Genomic DNA, 19,245 nt, shown 5'->3' on the forward strand with positions numbered 1-19,245 from the left:
GGCACCCTCCGTCACCAGGCGCCTACGGAGCGCGACAAACTACCGATCATGCGAACACCTGTTCGATACTGGCGACATGACTGGTGCTCGCTGGCTGGACGATCCTCCCCTCGATCTCCTGGACCTCGATCCGGGACGGCTGGAGATCAAGCTCCGTGCCCATACCGAGCCGTCCGGTCTCTACACCGCCGTGCCCATCGTCATGGGCGACCGGTCGAGCCGGCGGGTGCAGGGGCGGCTGGTCGCGTGGGGGCGGCGACGGGGCGAGCACCGGTGGCGCTACCTGCTCGTCGTCTGGCCGGACCGGCAGGCCGACGCGCGGGGACGGCTGGCCTGGGGCTGGCGCTCCGGCTGGTGCGTGTTCGATCCGCGCCGGGTCCGGCCGGCGCACCGGACCGAGGTGGTGCACGGCGGTGCCACCGCGGCCGGCGACCTCTCCGCCGCCATCCGACGGGCCATGCCGCCCGGGCTCGAGCCGGCGCCGCCGCCGTCGGACTACTGACGATTCCTTTCCGGGCGGGCGCCGGTCGGTACGAGGATGGGGCGAGGGAGGACCACGTGCGCGACGAGTTCATGCGGCAGGCGGAGGGGTATCGGCGCGAGCTGCTGGCGCACTGCTACCGGATGACGGGCTCGCTCGACGACGCCGAGGACCTGGTGCAGGAGACGTATCTGCGGGCCTGGCGGTCGTACGACGGGTTCGAGGGACGGTCGTCGCTGCGGACGTGGCTGTATCGGATCGCGACGAACGCCTGCCTCAACGCCCTGCAGCGCAGCGACCGGCGCGCCGTCCCCCGCGGGCTCGGGGCCGGGCCGGACGGCGGGCCGGAGAGCCCGGCCGCCGGTGTCGGCTGGCTGCAGCCGCTGCCCGACGCGCTGGTCACGCCGCCGTCGGCCGATCCGGCCGTGGTCGCCGAGGTGCGCGACGGCGTGCGGCTCGCGCTGATCGTCGGGCTGCAGTACCTCACGCCGCGCCAGCGCGCCGTCCTCATCCTGCGCGACGTGCTCGCCTGGCCGGCTGCCGAGGTGGCGACGGCGCTGTCCCTCGAGGTCGGTGCCGTGAAGTCCTTGCTGCAGCGGGCCCGCGCGCGGTTGCGTGAGGTGACGCCGTCGATGGACGACGTGCTCGAGCCGGACCACCCGCGCGCCCGTGAGCTGCTGGAACGGTACATGACGGCGTTCGCGACGGCCGACGCGCGCGCGTTCGAGGAGGCCCTGCGCGCCGACGCCGTTCTCGAGTCGCCGGAGGCCGCGATCTGGTTCTCCGGGAAGGTCGCCTGCGTGGAGTACCTGATGACCGAGGTCGTCGGCGGGGCGGGCGACTGGCGCAAGCTCCCGACGGTTGCCAACGGCCAGCCCGCCTTCGGCGCGTACCTCCGCGACGGGTCGGCGTTCGGGATGGCGGTGCTGACGGTGACCGCGGCAGGCATCGCGCGGGTCACCGTCTTCGCCATGCCGGAGCTGCTCCCCCGGTTCGGCCTCCCGGCGGCGCTCCCCTGACCGCGGCCTCCAGCCGTCCGTCGTCCAGCCGCCCCAGACGACGACGCACGGCGCCACCCGCCGCGTCGCGCCCGTCGCGCCGTGCCGCCCGCCCGCCGCATCGCCCCCGGCCCGTTCACCGCGCGCCGCGCCGGCCCCGTCCACTCGCCGCATCGGCCCGCCGCCCGCCGCGTCGCCCGCCCGTCGCCCCGGTCCACTCACCGTCCGCCGCGTCGCCCACGTCCGCTCGATGCGTCGCCCCCGCCCGCTCGCCGCATCGGCCCGTCCGCCGCGTCGCCCCGTCCGCCCGCCGCATCGGCCCGTCCGCCGCGTCGCCCCGTCCGCCCGCCGCGTCGCCCGTCCGTCGCGTCGCCCACGTCCGCTCGATGCGTCGCCCCGTCCGCCCGCCGCATCGGCCCGTCCGCCGCATCTGCCCGTTCGCCGCGCCGCTTGGTCGGTTCGCGCGGACCAGCTCGCGTGGTACGGCAGACCCCTCCCGGCCCGGGTGGGGCCCACCCTACGGGCGGGCACCGACAAACTCGCCGACACACTCGCCGACGTTGCCTGCCGACGCAGCCGCCCGGCGCCCACGTCGTCAGCCGATGAACTCCTTGGCGAACCGCCGGATCGCCTCCGGGTCCGTCGCCTCGTGGAAGCCGACGATCAGCTGCTGGACGCCGGCCTCCTCGTAGGCCGCGATGCGCCGCCTCACGGTATCGGCCGTCCCGTAGAGCAGGTATGACGCGGGGTCGCCCGGATAGAACAGGCTCATCGCCGGCGACAGCGCGGCCTGCGCCTCCTCGTCCGATCCGGCGACGAGGCAGGCGGTCGTCGCGGTGCGCAGGACGGCGTCGTAGTCGCGGCCGGCCGCCGCGCAATGCTCCCGCAGCACGCCGAACTTCCGCGCCGCGTCCGCCGGCGACACCATGACGTTGCAGGCGTCGGCGTACTCCGCCACGAGCTTCAGGGTCATCCGCTCCCCGCCGCCCGCGATCAGCAGCGGTATTGCCGGGCGCTGCGCGCCGCGCGGAAACGTCGTCGGGTGCTCGGTCCACATCGCTCTGATCGTCCGCACGCCGTCACGCAGTTGCCGCAGCCGCGCGGGCGCGTCGCCGAACTCGTACCCGAACGCCTCGTAGTCGGGCTCGTACCACCCGGCCCCCATCCCCAGCGTCAGCCGCCCACCCGACAGCACGTCGACCGTCGACGCGATCTTCGCCTGCAGCGCCGGGTTCCGGTAGCCGTTCGAGCTGACCAGCGGGCCGATCCTGATCCGGTCGGTGTCGCGAGCCAACGCCGCCAGCATCGACCACGATTCCAACACCGGCGCCGTCGACGGCGGGACCGTCTGCAGGTGGTCGGGCAGCCACGCCGCCGCGAAGCCGCACTCCTCCGCCGTCCGCGCCAGCTCGACGACCCGCTCCGCCGCCTCGACCGGATCGGCGAACGCGGCCAGCTCGCCGCCGAAGCCGACCGGCAGGAAGATGCCGAATTCCAAGGACATGCCGATTCCTTCCGTCCGCGCCGCCATGTGGCGGCTGTTGTGCGGACAGACCCGGCAGGGCATCCGGAGGAATCGCGGCCCCGGACACACGAAGGGGCCGGCCTCAGCCGACCCCGTTCGCTCCCTGCGGTTCGGCCTCAGCCGAACTGATGCGGGGCAACACCCAGAATCGAGGAGATCACCACGCCCACCGGCCACAGATCCCTGAGGATCTGGCCGACGACCTCGGTGTGCTCGCGCAGCTCTCGTAGCCTGCCCAGCAACGTTCCTCGTCTGTCGTTGCGGTTCGCTGAGGATTCCTCCTACCTGCTGAGGGCACCGGTGAACCGCTCTAACAGCCCGCCCGGTAGCCCATCTCTGGACTACGCCGGGCGGATTCCCGATGTAGTTAGCCGTCCAGGATGACAGGGAGACAGCTGAGGCGTCAACGGGGTAGCCTTGTATGCGGCTGGGGGAGGTGCTCTAACACCGCTGATCCCGGCTGAGGCCCTGGCGTGTCCTCCACATCGTGGTTCACTGCGCGCCGGGGCTTCTTTGCGCCCTGACCGCCGCGGAATGCGGGCGCGGCCGGACCGGTTGCCGGTAGAGACACACCGGCCCGTGGAAGGGATTCGACCCCGATGAAGGCGATCGTGCACGACCAGTCCGGCGCCGCCGACGTTCTCCGACTCACTGAGCGGCCGGTTCCCGAGCCCGGCCCCGGCGAGGTGCGCATCCGGGTCGTCGTCTCGGGGGTGAACCCGACCGACTGGAAGACGCGCAGCGGCGGCTTCGGCGCGGTGCCCGGGACCGAGGCAGTGCCCAACCACGACGGGTCCGGCGTCATCGACGCTGTCGGCGACGGCGTCGGCGGAATGGCCGTGGGTGATCGGGTGTGGGTGACGCAGGCGGCGTACCAGCGACCGGACAGCGGGACGGCGCAGCAGTACACCGTCGTGCCGGTCGAGCGGGTGTTCGTGCTGCCCGACGGCGCCGGCTTCGACCTCGGCGCGGCGGCCGGCATCCCGGCGGGGACGGCGCACCGGGCGCTGACGGTCGCCGAGGACGGGCCGGCGCGGCTGGGTCCGGGCGCGCTGGACGGCCGCGTCGTTCTGGTCGCCGGCGGTGCGGGCGCCGTCGGCAATGCCGCGATCCAGCTGGCCCGCTGGTCCGGCGCGACGGTCATCGCGACGGTGAGCTCCGACGTCAAGGCCGCGCTGGCCACGTCCGCCGGCGCCCACCACGTCGTGCGCTACGGCGGCGGCGCCGACGTCGCGGCCGCTGTCCGCGCCATCGTCCCCGACGGCGTCGACCTCGTCGTCGAGGTGGCGGCCGGCGCCAACGCCGCGACGAACGCCGGCGTGCTGAAGCCGCGCGGCACGGTCGCGATCTACGCCAACAACGGCGACCAGCCATTCGACCTGGACGTGCGCGCGCACATGGGCCTGAACGCGCGGCTGCAGTTCGTCCTGCTCTACACAGTCGGCTGGGACAAGCTCCGCGCCGCCGGCGACGACATCAACGCGGCCATGGCCGCGGGCGCGCTGCGCATCGGCGAGGACGCCGGCCTGCTCGTGCACCACTTCGCCCTCGAGCAGACCGCCGACGCCCACCGCGCCGTCGAGGACGGCGTCACCGGCAAGGTCCTCATCACCGTCGCCGACGCCTGAGCCGAGAGACGGGAGCGGCTCACCTCCTCGGCAACCGGCACAACGCCCGGTGGAGGCGGATGTCCTGCTGGATCTGGCGAGGCACCGGCAGTCGTCGATGTTCCAGCGCGTCGGCGAAAGCCTCCAGGGCGCGGAGGCACTCCTGGAGCGCGGCGGCCTGTGCGCCGAGGTCGCGCACCTTCTGTGCCGCCTGCCTGCGCCGTTCCGCCCGCGCGGCGACGATGTCCGCGAACAGCGTGTCCAGCGGATGCGGCAGACCGTCGGGCCTTCTCATGGTGGTCCGCTCGCCGAAGCGATGGCAGTCAGGACCTGGCGTCCGTCGAACGTCGGGCCGACGATGAGCCGCAGCACCGCCCGTCGAACCTCGACCGTCTCGACGAACCGCGCGCGGCCGCCCGGCATGGACTCGAAGTGCCCCGCCTCGGACAGCACGACGATGACCGGATCGTCAGGGGCCAGCTGCTCCGCACGCTGCGCCGCGTCCAGCAGCGTCATGCCCGCTCGCGCGGTGTCCGGTGAGTCGAGGGCGTCCGCGGAGAAGGAGAACGCGCCGGCCCATCGCCGCAGGAAGATCGCCAACGCCAGCGAACGGGCGTCGGGTCTGCGCGTCAGCATGGACGACACCGCCGTAGCCGCGACCGAACGTCCCGGTCATCGGGCGGCTGTGCCGCGAAGAGCTGGCGCATGAGCGCGGCCCGTCTCCGGCCTCTTCGGCCGACATCCATGGTGTCGGCGCCGCTGGGGACTGACCTGCCCACGTGTCAACGCCTGAACTTGCAGCGTACACCCGGTCGCGACGGCTTGTGGCGGCCTGATCCGGCCGGCCACGGCGGCACTACTCCAGCAGTTGCCGGATGTCGTCGACGCCGAGACGGTCGCCGAACGCGTTGCCGTCGTCCATGACGCTGGCGGCCAGCTTGGCCTTGCGGTCCTTGAGCGCCATGACCTTCTGCTCGATGGTGTCGGCCGCGATCAGCCGGTACACCATGACGTTGCGGGTCTGGCCGATGCGGTGGGTGCGGTCGACGGCCTGCGCCTCCGTGGCCGGGTTCCACCAGGGGTCGAGGATGAAGCAGTAGTCGGCCTCGGTGAGGTTGAGCCCGAACCCGCCGGCCTTGAGGCTGATCAGGAAGACCGGTGCCGTGCCCTCCTTGAACCGGCCGATCACCTCGTCGCGGCGGCGTGTGGCCCCGTCCAGGTAGCAGTACTCGATGCCGGCCGCCTCGAGCCGCTCGCGCACCAGGCCGAGGAACCCGGTGAACTGGCTGAACACCAGCGCCCGGTGCCCGCCGTCGATGACGTCGCCGAGCTGCTCGATCAGCAGGTCGATCTTGGCGCTGGCCAGCCCGCCGTGCGCGTCGTCGACCAGACCGGCGTGCAGGCTGAGCTGCCGCAACAGGGTGAGCGAGCGCAGGATGGTGAACCGGTTCTTGTCGACGTCGTCGAGCAGGCCGAGGACGCGCTGACGTTCGCGTTGTAGGTACTTGTCGTAGACCTTGCGGTGCTTCGGATGGAGGTCGACCTCGAGCACCTGCTCCTGTTTCTCCGGGAGGTCCGCCGCCACCTGCTCCTTCGTCCGGCGCAGCACCAGCGGTTTGATGCGACGGCGGAACTGGGCCAGCCGCTCGGCGTCGCCCTGCCGCTCGATCGGCTTGCCGTAGTACTCCTCGAACCGGCCCGGATGCGGGAACAGGCCGGGCGCGGCGATGGACAGCTGCGACCACAGCTCCATCAGGTTGTTCTCGACCGGCGTGCCGGTGATGGCGAGCTTGACCGGCGCCGGCAGCCGCCGCGCCGCCTGGTACGTCTTCGACTGGTGGTTCTTCACGTGCTGCGCCTCGTCGAGCACCAGCCCCGACCACGTGACCTGCGCATACGCGTCGGCGTCGAGCCGCAACAGCGTGTACGTGGTGACGACGACGTCGGCGCCGGCCACGACGTCCTCGATCGGCCGGCCGCGACGGCGCAGCGTGTCGGTGACCGGCACGACGATGAGCCCGGGCGCGAAGCGGGCCGCCTCGGTCACCCAGTTCGACACCACACTCGTCGGCGCGACGACGAGGAACGGCGCCAGGTCGGCGTCGGCCTGCTTGGCGTGGCAGAACAGCGCGAGCGTCTGCAGCGTCTTGCCCAGCCCCATGTCGTCGGCCAGGATGCCGCCGAGGCGGTGCTCCCACAGGAACGTCAGCCAGCGGTAGCCGTCGAGCTGGTACGGGCGCAGCTGCGCCCGCAGCGTGGCGGGCGGGACGGCGGTGTCGTCGAGCTCGCCGAGCGCCAGGAGCCCTTGGACCTGACGCTGCCAGCTGTCGGCCTGGTGAGTGACGACGCCCAGTGCGGCCAGCTCGTTCCAGAGCCCGGCCTGGAAACGGCTGATCCTGGTGCCGTCGCCGGCGGCCCCGTCGCCGAGCGCCCGCGCCTCGTCCATCAGCCGGCGCAGCGACTGCAGCTCGGGTTTCTCCAGCGAGAAGTACCCGCCGTCGGACAGCAGCAGGTACGGCTCGTCGCGCGCCAGCGCCGTGAACACGTCGGTGAACGGCACGTCGCGCCCGTCGGCGGTGATGCTGACGCCGAGGTCGAACCAGTCGGTCTCGCCCTGGCTCTCCTCCGCCGAGACGCCGATGACCAGCGAGTCGCCGACCTCCCGATAGTCGGCCGGCTCGCCCGTCACCTCGACCTCGACGTCGTCGAGGTCGCGCAGCCGGGGCAGCGCCTCGGTGCTGAACCGCATGGTGTCGAGGCCGTCGAACCGACGATGCTCGACCGGCGGGCCGCCCAGGTCCAGGAGCTCCGGATCGAGGCCGGCCAGCACCGCCCGTTCCGCCGCATGGTCGCGGAACCCGTCGCCCACACCGTCCGGAACCGGCTCGCCCAACGGCACCCGGCGCGCGGCGTCGCCGACCTGGTACTGCCACTCCCAGTCGAGCTCCAGCCCGTGCCCGTCGCCGTACGTCGCCCGCGCGACCAGGGTCGGGCCGGATATCTCCGGCGGCTCGAAGGACCCGTCCGACGACTCGACCGCCGCCAGCCGCCGCAGCCGCGGCACGTACTCGTCGCGGAACCGGCCGACGTCGGCTGTGGGCACCGTCAGCCGGACGTCGTCGAGGACGAGTTGTCGCAGCTCGCGGCCGGCCGGGCGGTCCAGCTTGGCGAGGCCGAACCGCCAGGCCTGCACGTTCGTGGTGGCGTCGACGTCGGCGCGCGGCGCGTAGACCACGCCGTGCCCGTCGTCGCCGATGAACCGGACCGGCGCGACCTCGTCGTCCTCGCCGTCGACCGTCAGCAGCGGGACCACCCCGAGCACGCCGGCCTCGTCCTCGGTGACGTCGAGGCTCACCCGCGCCGCCCGATACCCGCCGACGTCGCCGCCCTTCTTGCCGCGGACGAACCGGACGCCCAGCCGGGCGGCCTCGTCGAGCAACGCCCACAGTTGACCCGATTCGTAGGCCGTGAGGTCGAGGTGCTTCTCGTCGCGTCCGTACGGGGAATAGGTGGTGTCGCTGCGGCCAGCCTCGTAGAGCAGGAAGAACTGGCGCAGCCAGCGCAGTTGCTCAATCGGCCCGGCGACGAGTTCGGGTCTCAGCCGGAGCCGTGACCAGCTCAGATCGCCGGCGACCCAGCCGCCGCGTCCGGGCCGCACCAGCCTCGCGAGCACCCGCGGCCGCGTCCCCGCGGCGTCGTCCCACCGCCCCGTCGCCCGTGGCCGGCTCGACAACGTCAACTCGACGGCGATGGCCGCCCTCGGATCGCGATTCGGCGCCTGCTCGCCGTGCCCGAGCAGTGAGTCGAGCGACCGCTGCCAGTCGAGTGCCTTGGCCTCCGCCGCCCGCCCGCGCCCCGGCTCGCCGCCGCTCAACGCCGTGATCACCAGCGCGACGACGTGCTTGCAGTCGAACCCGACCGGGCAGTTGCACCGCCCTTCGACGAACGTGTGCTGGCCCGCGCCCGCCTTCTTCAGGACCGCCACCGTCGAGTACGGCGTCCGCGCACTCCCCGCCACCCGCCCCGTCAGCAGCTCCTCGCCCGCGCCCCACTCCACATCCGTGACCGCGCCATGCTGCGCATACATCAGCCCACGCACGAACGTCGACGGGTCTACCACCTTCCTCAGACCCGCCTCGTCGTTCGCCTGGATACCCGGCCACATGCCGACCACGCTAGCCGCCGGGACTGACAAGTCACGGCACCCTGTCGGAGGCACCGCTGGGAATCATGACTCTGGCGTGCCGTCAGGCGCCAGGCGGCTGAAGCCGAGGTACGGGACGAGCTTCGGCGGCATCGTCACCGATCCATCGGCCTGCTGGTGCTGTTCCAGGATGGCGGCCAGCGTCCGGCCGATCGGGAGCCCGGACCCGTTCAGGGTCGCCACAGGCGTGCGCTTGCCGTGGTCATCGCGCATTCGGATGCCGGCGCGGCGAGCCTGGAACGTGCCGCAGTCGGAGCAGGAGGAGATCTCGCGGTACCGCTGTTGGCTGGGCAGCCAGACCTCGATGTCGTAGGTGATCTGCGCCGTGAAGGCCATATCACCGGCGGCGAGCGCGACGACGCGGTAGGCAAGATCGAGTTCCCGGAGGCACGCCTCGGCGTGACCGAGCATCAGCTCGAGCTCCGAGCGTGAGTCCTCCGGCCGGCACACCCGCACGAGCTCGACCTTGGTGAACTGGTGGAGTCGCAGAATGCCACGGGTGTCCTTGCCGTAGGAGCCGGCTTCTGACCGGAAGCACGGGGTCCACGCCGTGTAGGCGAGCGGCAGACCGGCGCCGTCGAGGATCTCGTCGGCATGGAGGTTGACGAGCGGCACTTCGGCGGTGGGGATCATGTAGAGATCGCGGGACGCGGTGCCGGTCTTGAACAGGTCTTCCTCGAACTTGGGCAGCTGCCCGCTGCGGGTCATCGTCTCCTGGCTGACCAGGTACGGCAACGAGTACTCCAGATAGCCGTGCTCGGCGTGAAGGTCGAGGAGGAAGGCGGCCAGCGCGCGTTCCAATCTCGCTCCGGCGCCCACCGCAACCGAGAACCGCGCGCCAGACAGCTTCGCCGCCCGGCGCAGGTCCAGGATGCCCATGGCCTCGCCGAGATCGACGTGGTCCCGCGGCTCGAAAGCCGGCGAGGGCGGTGTGCCGACCCGGCGAACCTCCACGGCGAAGTCCTCGGAGTCGCCATCGGGTGCATCGTCGGACGGCAGGTTGGGAATGTCCAGGAGCAGTTCGTGGAGAGCCGCGTCGAACCGCTGCTGGTCCTCCTCAAGGCGGCGGATCTGCTCCTTGAGCTCGCGGGCGTTCTCCTTCAGCTTGGTGGTGTCCTGCCCGGACCTCGCCGCCGCCTGCACCTGCTGAGCTACCTGCTTGGACTCACTCCGCCGCGCCTCGGCCTCCTGGACGGCGGCGTTTCTGCGCGACAGCAGTTCCTCCAGCCGTGGCAGGTCGAGCGTGTAGCCGCGGCGAGCGAGACGCTTGACCGCGCCTTCGCCCAACTGCAGCAAGGTGCGTGCGTTGTGCATGTGACCGCTCCCACATGGCTTCGGTGGCCGGACCTGCACAGTATTCGGCTCAGAGCTGCCGCGCCCACTCGATTTCGGCGCCGTCGACTCTGTAGGTGTACGCGTCCGCCGTGACCCGAAGGTGGAACCGATCGATGGCCGGCCGGCCATGCCGTTCCCACCAATCGACGGCCGCTTCGAGCCGCGCCCACATCGGCCGCGGGCCGCCCTCGTAAACGCGTGCGCCTTCGACCACTGCCCATGAACCGTCGGGGTCGAGGAACCATTGCTGGGCGCCCTTCTCGTCCCAGTCCCGGAGAGTTCGCGCGCCAGGGACGAAGAGCTGGCACACCCATCGCAGCGCCCGGTCGTCCAGAAGCGTTGGCTCGAACCGGCTGGCGCGGCCGTCGGTGCTGAGCCTGTGCTCGCGAGCGACGCGCATCAGCGGTCCCAGCTCCGGCCCACGCTCGGCTCGTGACGGCATGAACGACACGTCGCCGTCGATGATCCGGCCCTCGGCCATTCCATCGCCAACCGTGAGTCGGACGTAGCCGTAGGTGTCCAATCCACCGGCCACCGAGACGAGGATCTCGCCGCCGGGAACGACCTGCTCGATCCACGCGGCCGGAACATGCGCCGGCGAGTACGTGGCGACGACGCGATCATACGGCGCGCCACCTCGGTGTCCGTCAGCACCGTCTCCGACTACGAGCGTTGGACGATGGCCGAGGCCGGCCAAGCGCTGACCCGCCCGCTCAGAAAGGACGGCATCGTGCTCGATGGTCGTGACCCGCCCATCGCCCAGCCGCGCGCACAACAGCGCCGTCGAATAGCCGGTTCCGGTGCCGACCTCGAGCACACGCATGCCGCGGTCGACACTCAGGTCTTCCAGCATGCGCACCACGACGCCTGGCTTGGTGGACGAGCTCGTCGGCGTGCCCAGTTGTGGGCCGCTCCGTCCCCATGACGCGTCACCGTGGTCGAGCTGCGTCACCCAGGTGGTATTCTCGTAGACGAGGTCGAGCCACCGATCGACGCCGACGGTGTCAGGCGTGATCGGACGGTACGCGCTGAAGCCATCCGCGTTCGTGCCCTGCTCGTAGAAGCGCGGCACGAACACCTCGCGCGGCACCGCCAGGAACGCCGTCCGCCAGGCGTCGGACCTGATGTCACCTACATCCTGGAGCTGGTCAGCCAGGGCAGCACGTCGCTCGACGCTCCGCTCACCATCGACGGTCACTTCGACGTTCCTCTCTCCAGGAGATCCGCCAGCGCGGCTGCGATGGGCAGACCCGTCTCCGCTTCCAGCCAACCCCACTGACCGTTCGCGTTGATCTCCAGGAATCGCCATTCGCCCGTCGGAGTCACCACGAAGTCGAACGCACCGTAGGCCAGACCGAAGTGGCGCATCAGCTGAACGACGCCATCGCGCACCGCCGGCGGCGCCTCGGTCACGCAGTACGTCAGGCTCGGATAATCGCTTCGCCAGTCGATCCGTGCCGCCTCGGATCCTGCGTGGATCTCGACAGCGAAGAAGCAGTCGCCGACGACGGTCAGCCGCACCTCGTGCGCCTTCTCCACCCAGTCCTGGAAGAGGTGAGCACACAGGCCGATGCTGTCGTCCAGCTCCCCGGCGTCGACAACGGTAGTCGCCGCACCGCGACGCTGTCCGTCGACCAGCACGCCACCGACGAGCGACTTGGTGATCACTGGACCTGGCGCTGTCTTGACGAAATGTCGCGCAGCGTCGGGCTCGTTGGTGATGAGCGTTCGCGGCGGGTCGAGACCGGCCCACTGAGCAACCGCAAGCTGCCATGGCTTGTAGTTCGCCTCGCCTTCTCGTGCTGGGTGATTCACCCAGAGGGCGGGCGACGCCCCGAGCACACCGAGGAGACCGGCACGGGACTGTCCGAGCGCGAACTCTTGGGCACCCGCTGGCAGATCGCCGTCGATCCGGAACTCCTCTGGTCGCCGGTAGTAGACCGACCGCACGCTGTCGAGGGCACCGGCTCTGCATGGCGCACGCACCGTTCCCGACCAGCCCTTGTCCCGAAGCTCGGCCGCCATCACGAGCGTCGTCGGGAAGTCGGCAGTGTTGAAGCGAAAGACCGGGACGCCGCGCTGCGCCAGCTCGCGGACGACCAGGTCGGCGGTTGGATCCTGTTGGCCGCTGAGGACCCATACCGCCGCCTCGTCCGTGGACGTCACCACAGGTCGGTGCCTTCGTCGTCCTGGCTGTCGTTGTTGGTCGCTGAACTTGTGTCGCCCTTCGAGATGCCCTGCCACGGGTTCCCATCGGCCGTCACCAGAACTTGGAGTTCCTCGCTGTACGTCACGCTGGAATCGATGGCGGCCTGAGTTGCCGGACCGGACATGAACCGCATGCCGTACGGGAGTGGGCTGCGCGTCGTCATCGACGGCTCCTTCCTCAGAGGTGTCACGTGACCAAGCTGGACGGCCCATGACGGTCACAGGAGTCGGCGGGCCGCCGGGCGGCAAGGGGTCACCGGCGGCCCGCCTCGAACCTCGTCAGTTCGTGATTCGATCCTGTCGTGGATCCGACGCGGAGTGGGTAGCCACAAGGTGGCCAAACTAGTGGCCAGCGCCGGCCGGACTAGAGGCGGCGACCATCGTGGAGGTAGCGAGGTTGTCCGGACCGCGATGCCTGCAACGCTTCGGCCGCCCGGCGCCACACGTATGGGCGCAGCCTCTCCCCGGCCTGCGCCTCGGTACAGAACTCGAACCCGTCGAGTTCCTCATCGCGTGGCGTCAGCGCGGCTATCCGCTCGTCTCCCAGCTGCCCGCCGTCGAAGATGAAGGCGAGTAGATCGTCCCAGGGGCCGTGCGGCGACACCCAATCGACGCAGAGCAGCGAACCGACCTGCAGCTTCAGTCCGAGCTCTTCGGCCAGTTCCCGTTGGACAGCCTCGTGCGGCGGCTCGTTGGCCTCCGCCATGCCCCCGGGGAGGTCCCAGTCCGGCTTGTACTTCGGGTTGACGAGCAGGATCCGCCCAGCGTGATCGAACAGCAGGACGTCGGCACTCACTCGCTTCCGCGGCTGCTTCGCGTTGCCCTCGGCCAGGTGAGCTCGCCAGGCTTCCGGGTCACGGTCATAGAGAGGAGCCTCGGCCATCATTCCGTCCCCCGAGCGCTCGAGCGTTCGTGGTCGCCACGCCGTAGCCAATCGTAGAGCGACGATCGTTGCGCCAGCTCCGACTCGAAACGAGGCAGGAACGATGTCACGACACTCGAGTCCTGACCTGCCAGGAGCTGCCGCAACTCGCCGAGCTGCTGGATGACGAGGAAGGAGCTGAGTTGTCGCGTCGCATCCAACGCCTGGTCCACAACGGCGCACGCTTCATCCGCTTCGTCCCTGGCGATCAGGGCGCGGGCAAGAGCCAGTTGTGCAAACGCTCGGCTCCGAGTGCGGTCAGCGGCCCTGATCTGCAGAATCCGTTCAGCCTGTGCCCGCGCGGCTCTGGTGTCACCCAACCGCAGGAACGAACGGGCCGCCTCGCTCGCAAGCGAACCCTCGTCGAAGCGACTCACCCACGGCGAGAGCTGCTCCTCCTCATCCGCGCCGAGTGCGTCTTCGGCCTGCCGTAGCAGCTGAGTCGCAGGTGCAGCCTCGCCCATTTCGGCGTGGGCGCGCGCTTGCATCGCGAGCAGTCGCGCAGCCAGCTCAGGCTGCCACGGGCCGGCCGCGACCAGGTCGCGCCCGTCTTGAGCCAGTTGAATCGCCTTCGCAGGCCGGCCCACGTGGCGGGCATGGTGGCTCAGACTGGCCAAGATATGAGCACTCAGCTGTCGGTCGCCGCCCACGTGCGCCAGATCGCGCGCCCGCGCCAGGTGGCGGCGAGCGGCGTCGTCTCGTCCGGCATCGTGAGCCATCCAGCCCGCCATCTCCGTGAGCGCGGCCGCGGCCCTGAACACAGCTCGACCATCATCTCCACCGTCGGCGTCAAAGAGCCGCAGCGCGACCTCGGTCTGGAGATAGCGGATCACGGCCGGATAGAGGTGTCCGCCGCCGACGTTGCGGTCCGCCGCACGGAATGACTGCATGGTCGAGGTGATCGCCTCACTCGGGGCCAGGCCATCCATCGTGGGGACGATGACAGAATCGCCGAGGCCGTGGCTGCGCTGCGGCGGCCCTGGGCGCCCGGCGCTCGCCAGCTCTCTGACCTCGACGTCGAACACGGCAGCGAGGTGCGCCAGCCAGAACCGTGGACTACGCCGCCCGTTCTCCCACCGCGATACGTCGTTCCTGGTGAGCGTCGGCGTGTCAGCGGCTGCATTGAGGAAATCGGCAAGCTGACCTTGCGACCAGCCACGTTCCGTGCGCAGGCCGCGTACGACCCGCCCTACGGCCGCGGCGTCCATCAGACTCACAGCCTATCTGCATGCCTCCCGGCGGCAGTTCGCCTCGCGTCGCCGTGTTAGTCAAATGTCCTGGGTTGTCGGCATGCTTGAGCGGCGTCCAGGCTCGACCAGCGCGGAACGCCTGAGAGCGCCGCCTCAAATACCGCGCAGTTAGGGTTCGAAGCATGCGTGCGTTGTTGGAAGAGATCCTCCTTCTGCAACGGGAGTGGTCGAGCAAGAGCACCCCGGCCATGCAACGGCGGGGCGAGCTCATTCGCCAGGCTGCACCTGACTGGCTCCGGTCCAGGCTCGTCGGGCGGACCAGCCGTGCCCTCGCGGTGAATGGCAGCGACGGTTCGGGCTCCAAGTCCGCGGTCCCGTGGGTTCGGGTCTTCGATCCGACCCGTTCACCGAGAGCGACCAAGGGTTGGTATGTGGTCTATCTCTTTGCGGCAGAGGGTGGGCGCGTCTTCCTCTCCCTCAATCAGGGCACGCGATTGCCGGGTGCCCTAAACCCGCGGCCCGAGCACGAGATCAAGGACCGCGTTGCGTGGGCGCACCGAACACTCAACCAAGCAACGACGATCGATCCGTCCTTCACGTCGCACATCCACCTCGATTCCCGTGGAAGCGATCTTGGACGATCATACGAGCTGGGCAACGTCCTTGCCGTCGAATACTCCCAGGGAGCTGTCCCTAACGAGCCCACGCTGGCGCGCGACCTCGACGTCTTTCTGCACTTGCTCGACACCTTGTACGACGCCGAGGATCGCAAGGGTGCGGTCGAGCGTGTTGAGGATTCTCCTGAGCTGCTAGACGCCGCCCATGCCATAGCTATCGGGACCGGCGCGTTGAGGCAACGGCAGCGCAGCCAGGGTTTTCACCAGTCCGCCGCTGACCGACAGGCCATTGAGATGCGAGCCATGGCGGTAGCCGAGGAACTGTTCAAGAGCCGTGGCTGGGAGTATCGCGACGTCCACACCACTGCATCGTGTGACTTCATCTGTACTGACGAAGATGGCAAGGAGATCTCAGTCGAGGTCAAGGGCACGACGTCGCACGGCGAGGCGATCCTGATCACGCGAGCGGAACTAGAGCTGCATCAGCGAATGCATCCCAGCAACGCGCTTGTTGTTGTGCATTCCATCGAGCTCGACCGTACTGGGAGTCGACCCGTCGCCACCGGAGGCCGGGTGCGATTCGCGCATCCTTGGTCGATCATCGACAGCGCAGTCGTCCCCCTCGCGTACAAGGTCGACCTCATCCAAGCAAGCGAAGGCGTGCTGCTCGATCTCGATGCATTTCGCCACACACACGAATAGATGCCGGCGTGCGGCCTGACTTTCGTTGGTGGAGCTGAGGGGACTCGAACCCCTGACCCCCTCGTTGCGAACGAGGTGCGCTACCAGCTGCGCCACAGCCCCTGGAACCCCCGCGACTTTACCATCCGGACCGGCCGGAGACCCAATCGGCCGGGTCAGTCGCCGACGGCGCGGCGGTGCTGCTCGATGGTCTCCTCGGGAGCGTCGGGCTCGGGCGAGGACGAGGGCGACGCGGCGGCGGGGCGCTCGTCCGGGGCGCGGTGGGGCAGCTGGATGGAGGACGCCGGGTCGAGGCGGCCGGAGGTCCAAGCACCGGGCTGACTGAGGTCGATCTTGCGGGCCTCGGCGCGCGTCGCCTTGGGCTTGGTGAGGTAGGTGGGCAAGGGGACCGGGACGGGGGACCACTCGTCGCCCTCACCGGCCGGCGGAGCGGCGGCGACGACCTCGTCCGGGAGGACGAGGCGACGCTGGGCGCCGTCCTCCGCGGCCTCGTCGGGCGAGGCCCAGACGACAGATGCATCAGTGGTGGCCGAGCGGCGGCGCTCGACGGCGGCACGACGGGCCTCCGAGCGGCGCCGGCGGGCCTGGACGACGGCGGCGCGGCGGGCGAGGAAGAGGAAGACTCCCAACAACACGCCGGGCCCCAGGGGAGCCCAGGCGGGCGCGCGGCCAAGAAGCACAAGGGCCACGGAGGCCACCAGCAGCACCAACAGCGCGCCCAGCATGCGGCGACGACGGCGGGCGGCGAGGGCGAAGGCATCGTCAGACGGAGAGGGCGGAGAAGGCGCCGCAAACCGCGACGCCGGCTCAGCGCCGGCCCGAACCGGCGCAGCAGCCGGGGCGGACGGCGGGGGCAGTTTCACAGCACCGTGAGGCGCCTGCGGCGGACCGGCCTTGCGCGACAACACCCGGACCCCACGCTCGACGTCGACCTCGCGGGCGCGCTCGACCTCTTCGTTGCGGCGAACCCAGCGGGGCACGAGGAAGGCGGCCCACGCTGCGACGATCGCCGCATAGATGAGACCGCTGTACCCCATGCCACAAAACGCTACGGTGCAAGGCAACGCACTCGTTGGACCTGCGCCGGTGTGTCGCGCGCAACGCACGTGACGGGTGTGACGAGAGGGGCGTCAGGTCATCCTGATCGCTTGTGCCCGGATCTCGATCTGCACCTTCTGCGACACCAGCCAGCCACCGGCCTCGAGCGCGACGTTCCAGGTCATGCCGTACGCCTCGCGGTCGATCTCGCCGGTGGCGGACAGCGCGAGCCGCTCGCCACCCCAGGGATCACCCTTGACGCCGTCGAGAGAGACATCCAGCTCGATCGGGCGCGTCACGCCCTTGATGGTCAGGTCGCCGACGCAGACGAACTTGCCGGCGCCGCCGCGGCGGCGGCGCTGCATCTGGCCGTTGACGACCGTCCACTTGGGCCCGGACGAGCCGCCGTGCACCTGCCGCGAGATGAAGCTCATCTTCGGGAACGTCTCGACGTCCAGGAAGTCGGCGCTGCGCAGGTGCGCGTCACGCTCGGCGGCACCTGTCGTGATGGACGTGGTGTCGATGACGGCGTTCGCGGACGAGTCGAGCGGGTCCTCGGCGACGTGCACCGTGCCCTCGACGTTCTCGAACCGGCCGCGCACCTGCGTCACCATCAGGTGCCGGGCGACGAAGCCGGCGGTGGTGTGCGCAGGATCGATCTGGAAGACGCCCGGCGTCGGGAGCATCGCCCCGTTCCACAGCCGCACGCCAGCAGAGTCGTTCATGCAATCCCCCGATAGCATCGATTCGACATCGCCTCATTGCGTTACGCGGCAATAATCGCACAATCAAACAGCAACGGATGGTGACGAACCGGGCCGAAACGGTCGCCCAGCGTCATCGCCGCAGCTCAGCCGGGAGTGAGGGGAACAGCTCAGGGCGCAAGACGCGACGAACGCCACCGTCGCAGCAGCCCCTCGGGGACGTCCTCGGAGGTCAGCGCGAACGAACGGTGGTCGCGCCACTCGCCGTCGATGTGCAGCAGCTTCGGCCGCAGCCCCTCTTCGCGGAAGCCCAGCTTCTCGACGACCCGCAGCGACGCGCGGTTCTCGGGCCGGATGTTCACCTCGAGCCGGTGCAGCCCGCACACGAAGAAGCAGTAGTCGACGGCCATGGCGACGGCGGTGGGCATGATGCCGCGGCCAGCGAGGTCGACGTCGAGCCAGTAGCCGACGGTGCCCATGCGGGCCGAGCCCCAGATGATGTTCGAGACGTTGAGCTGCCCGGCCAGCCGCCCGTTGTACGTGACGGCCCACGGCAGCGACTCGTCGGCGCGTCCCTGCGCGGCGTGCAGGCGCACCATCTGCCGGAAGCTCATGGTGTACGGGTCGGCCGGCGGCGGGGGCGTCGCCTCCCACGGCCGCAGCCACGACTCGCTGCGTTGCCGCACCTCCGACCACACGCGCAGGTCGCGGGCGTGCAGCGGCCGCAGCCCGACGGGGCCCTCGTGCAGCTCGACCGGCCAGCCCAGCCGCGTCGACCGCGCTCTCACGACGCACCGCCCGGACGGTCGTGGTCGCCGCCTCGGAGCTGGTCGACGGCGTGCGGGAGGACCGGCGTGAGGACGGCGAGACCGTCGCGCACGCCGCCGGGCGAGCCCGGGAGATTGACGATCAGCGTGCGCCCGGACCGTCCGGCGACGCCGCGAGAGAGCGCGGCGGTGGGCACCCCGGCGGCGACGCCGTAGGCACGGATCGCCTCGGCCAGGCCCGGGACCTCGGCGTCGAGGACCTGACGGGTCTGCTCGGGCGTGTGGTCGGTCGGGCTGAGCCCAGTGCCGCCTGTGGTGACGACGACGTCGTAGCCCTCGGCGACGGCGGAGCGCAGCGCGGCCCCGACGTCGTCGCCGTCGGGCACGACGACCGGCTCGGACACCTCGAACCCCGCGTCGCTCAGGCCGGCGACGATCAGCGGTCCCCCGCGGTCCTCGTACACCCCTGTGGCCGCGCGCGTGGACACCGTCACGACCAGGGCTCTCATGCTCGCCGCCAGGTCCCGGACTTGCCGCCGGTCTTCTCCTCGATGCGGACGTCGGTGATGACGGCGCCCTTGTCGATGGACTTCACCATGTCGACGACGGTGAGCGCGGCGGTCGCGACGGCGGTCAGCGCCTCCATCTCGACGCCGGTGCGGTCGGCGGTGCGCACGACGGCGACGACGCGCACGGAGTCGTCCAGAACGTCCAGCGACACGTCCACGCCGTGCAGCGCCAGCGGGTGACACAGCGGGACGAGGTCGGGCGTCTTCTTCGCACCCATGATGCCGGCCAGCCGCGCGACGGCGAGCGCGTCGCCCTTGGGCACGTCGCCGGCCCGTAACGCCGCGACCACGGCCGGCGCGACCAGCACGCGGCCCGACGCCGTCGCCGTCCGGACCGTCACGTCCTTCGCCGACACGTCCACCATGCGTGCCGCACCC

The 19,245-nt window shown here is 70.5% G+C and carries 19 protein-coding genes and 1 tRNA gene; 4 read left to right on the plus strand and 16 right to left on the minus strand.

Features of this window, described 5'->3' with window-relative positions; all coding sequences use genetic code 11:
• Positions 1-76: 76 nt before the first annotated feature.
• Both BLU82_RS34830 and BLU82_RS34835 read left to right on the plus strand, forming a co-directional pair.
• The gene (locus BLU82_RS34830) at positions 77-502 is read left to right on the plus strand and encodes a hypothetical protein (RefSeq protein WP_172885701.1); all 426 of its coding nucleotides are present in this window, start codon (positions 77-79) and stop codon (positions 500-502) included.
• 2 nt (positions 503-504) lie between these two features.
• On the plus strand, positions 505-1,500 hold the full coding sequence (locus BLU82_RS34835; RefSeq protein ID WP_255367130.1) for a sigma-70 family RNA polymerase sigma factor: 996 nt from the start codon (positions 505-507) through the stop codon (positions 1,498-1,500).
• 574 nt (positions 1,501-2,074) lie between these two features.
• Here the strand turns inward: BLU82_RS34835 and BLU82_RS25235 are convergent.
• The gene (locus BLU82_RS25235; protein WP_092623734.1) at positions 2,075-2,983 is read right to left on the minus strand and encodes an LLM class flavin-dependent oxidoreductase; all 909 of its coding nucleotides are present in this window, start codon (positions 2,981-2,983) and stop codon (positions 2,075-2,077) included.
• A gap of 620 nt (positions 2,984-3,603) precedes the next feature.
• Here BLU82_RS25235 and BLU82_RS25240 point away from each other — a divergent pair.
• Positions 3,604-4,632 (plus strand): NADPH:quinone reductase, encoded by a 1,029-nt coding sequence (locus BLU82_RS25240; RefSeq protein WP_092623735.1) that lies wholly within the window; start codon positions 3,604-3,606, stop codon positions 4,630-4,632.
• 19 nt (positions 4,633-4,651) lie between these two features.
• On the opposite strand, the gene BLU82_RS25245 is transcribed toward BLU82_RS25240, so the two are convergent.
• The 9 genes from BLU82_RS25245 to BLU82_RS25280 form a co-directional block, all read right to left on the minus strand.
• Positions 4,652-4,906 carry a hypothetical protein gene (locus BLU82_RS25245; protein WP_092623736.1) on the minus strand — a complete coding sequence of 85 codons (255 nt, stop codon included), beginning with the start codon at positions 4,904-4,906 and terminating at the stop codon, positions 4,652-4,654.
• The gene (locus tag BLU82_RS25250; RefSeq protein WP_157741253.1) at positions 4,903-5,247 is read right to left on the minus strand and encodes a hypothetical protein; all 345 of its coding nucleotides are present in this window, start codon (positions 5,245-5,247) and stop codon (positions 4,903-4,905) included. The genes BLU82_RS25245 and BLU82_RS25250 overlap by 4 nt, the downstream gene beginning before the upstream one ends.
• A gap of 220 nt (positions 5,248-5,467) precedes the next feature.
• Complete coding sequence (locus BLU82_RS25255) at positions 5,468-8,776, minus strand: SNF2-related protein (protein ID WP_092626269.1); 3,309 nt, start codon at positions 8,774-8,776, stop codon at positions 5,468-5,470.
• 63 nt (positions 8,777-8,839) lie between these two features.
• Positions 8,840-10,129: a serine--tRNA ligase gene (gene serS / locus BLU82_RS25260; RefSeq protein ID WP_092623738.1), complete on the minus strand. Its 1,290-nt coding sequence runs from the start codon at positions 10,127-10,129 to the stop codon at positions 8,840-8,842.
• 49 nt (positions 10,130-10,178) lie between these two features.
• Positions 10,179-11,348 (minus strand): ATP-grasp peptide maturase system methyltransferase, encoded by a 1,170-nt coding sequence (tgmC, locus tag BLU82_RS25265; protein WP_157741254.1) that lies wholly within the window; start codon positions 11,346-11,348, stop codon positions 10,179-10,181.
• A complete protein-coding gene (gene tgmB, locus BLU82_RS25270) occupies positions 11,345-12,316 on the minus strand; it encodes an ATP-grasp ribosomal peptide maturase (RefSeq protein WP_197682454.1) in 972 nt (323 codons plus the stop codon). Before tgmB ends, tgmC begins: the two co-directional genes overlap by 4 nt.
• Entirely contained in the window at positions 12,313-12,522 is a 210-nt protein-coding gene (locus BLU82_RS35285) for a hypothetical protein (RefSeq protein ID WP_197682455.1), read from the minus strand. The genes tgmB and BLU82_RS35285 overlap by 4 nt, the downstream gene beginning before the upstream one ends.
• Before the next feature lie 200 nt (positions 12,523-12,722).
• Complete coding sequence (locus BLU82_RS25275) at positions 12,723-13,244, minus strand: NUDIX hydrolase (RefSeq protein WP_092623740.1); 522 nt, start codon at positions 13,242-13,244, stop codon at positions 12,723-12,725.
• A complete protein-coding gene (locus BLU82_RS25280; protein WP_092623741.1) occupies positions 13,241-14,488 on the minus strand; it encodes a helix-turn-helix domain-containing protein in 1,248 nt (415 codons plus the stop codon). The genes BLU82_RS25275 and BLU82_RS25280 overlap by 4 nt, the downstream gene beginning before the upstream one ends.
• Before the next feature lie 164 nt (positions 14,489-14,652).
• Here BLU82_RS25280 and BLU82_RS25285 point away from each other — a divergent pair, with 164 nt between their 5' ends.
• Positions 14,653-15,789, plus strand: a complete 1,137-nt coding sequence (locus BLU82_RS25285) for an MrcB family domain-containing protein (RefSeq protein WP_092623742.1) — start codon at positions 14,653-14,655, stop codon at positions 15,787-15,789.
• 26 nt (positions 15,790-15,815) lie between these two features.
• On the opposite strand, the gene BLU82_RS25290 is transcribed toward BLU82_RS25285, so the two are convergent.
• The 6 genes from BLU82_RS25290 to moaC all read right to left on the minus strand — a co-directional run bounded on the left by BLU82_RS25290 (position 15,816) and on the right by moaC (position 19,232).
• Positions 15,816-15,891, minus strand: a tRNA-Ala gene (locus tag BLU82_RS25290).
• Positions 15,892-15,944: 53 nt separating this feature from the next.
• Positions 15,945-16,826: a hypothetical protein gene (locus tag BLU82_RS34440; protein WP_157741255.1), complete on the minus strand. Its 882-nt coding sequence runs from the start codon at positions 16,824-16,826 to the stop codon at positions 15,945-15,947.
• A 93-nt stretch (positions 16,827-16,919) separates the two neighbouring features.
• Entirely contained in the window at positions 16,920-17,552 is a 633-nt protein-coding gene (locus tag BLU82_RS25300; protein ID WP_092623744.1) for a YceI family protein, read from the minus strand.
• 149 nt (positions 17,553-17,701) lie between these two features.
• Positions 17,702-18,319, minus strand: coding sequence for a GNAT family N-acetyltransferase (locus BLU82_RS25305; protein ID WP_197682457.1), 618 nt, complete (start codon positions 18,317-18,319; stop codon positions 17,702-17,704).
• Positions 18,316-18,807 carry a molybdenum cofactor biosynthesis protein B gene (locus BLU82_RS25310; RefSeq protein ID WP_092623745.1) on the minus strand — a complete coding sequence of 164 codons (492 nt, stop codon included), beginning with the start codon at positions 18,805-18,807 and terminating at the stop codon, positions 18,316-18,318. Before BLU82_RS25310 ends, BLU82_RS25305 begins: the two co-directional genes overlap by 4 nt.
• The gene (gene moaC / locus BLU82_RS25315) at positions 18,804-19,232 is read right to left on the minus strand and encodes a cyclic pyranopterin monophosphate synthase MoaC (RefSeq protein ID WP_092626275.1); all 429 of its coding nucleotides are present in this window, start codon (positions 19,230-19,232) and stop codon (positions 18,804-18,806) included. Before moaC ends, BLU82_RS25310 begins: the two co-directional genes overlap by 4 nt.
• Between the last annotated feature and the right edge of the window lie 13 nt (positions 19,233-19,245).

The organism is Jiangella sp. DSM 45060 (assembly GCF_900105175.1).
Classification (GTDB): Bacteria; Actinomycetota; Actinomycetes; order Jiangellales; family Jiangellaceae; genus Jiangella.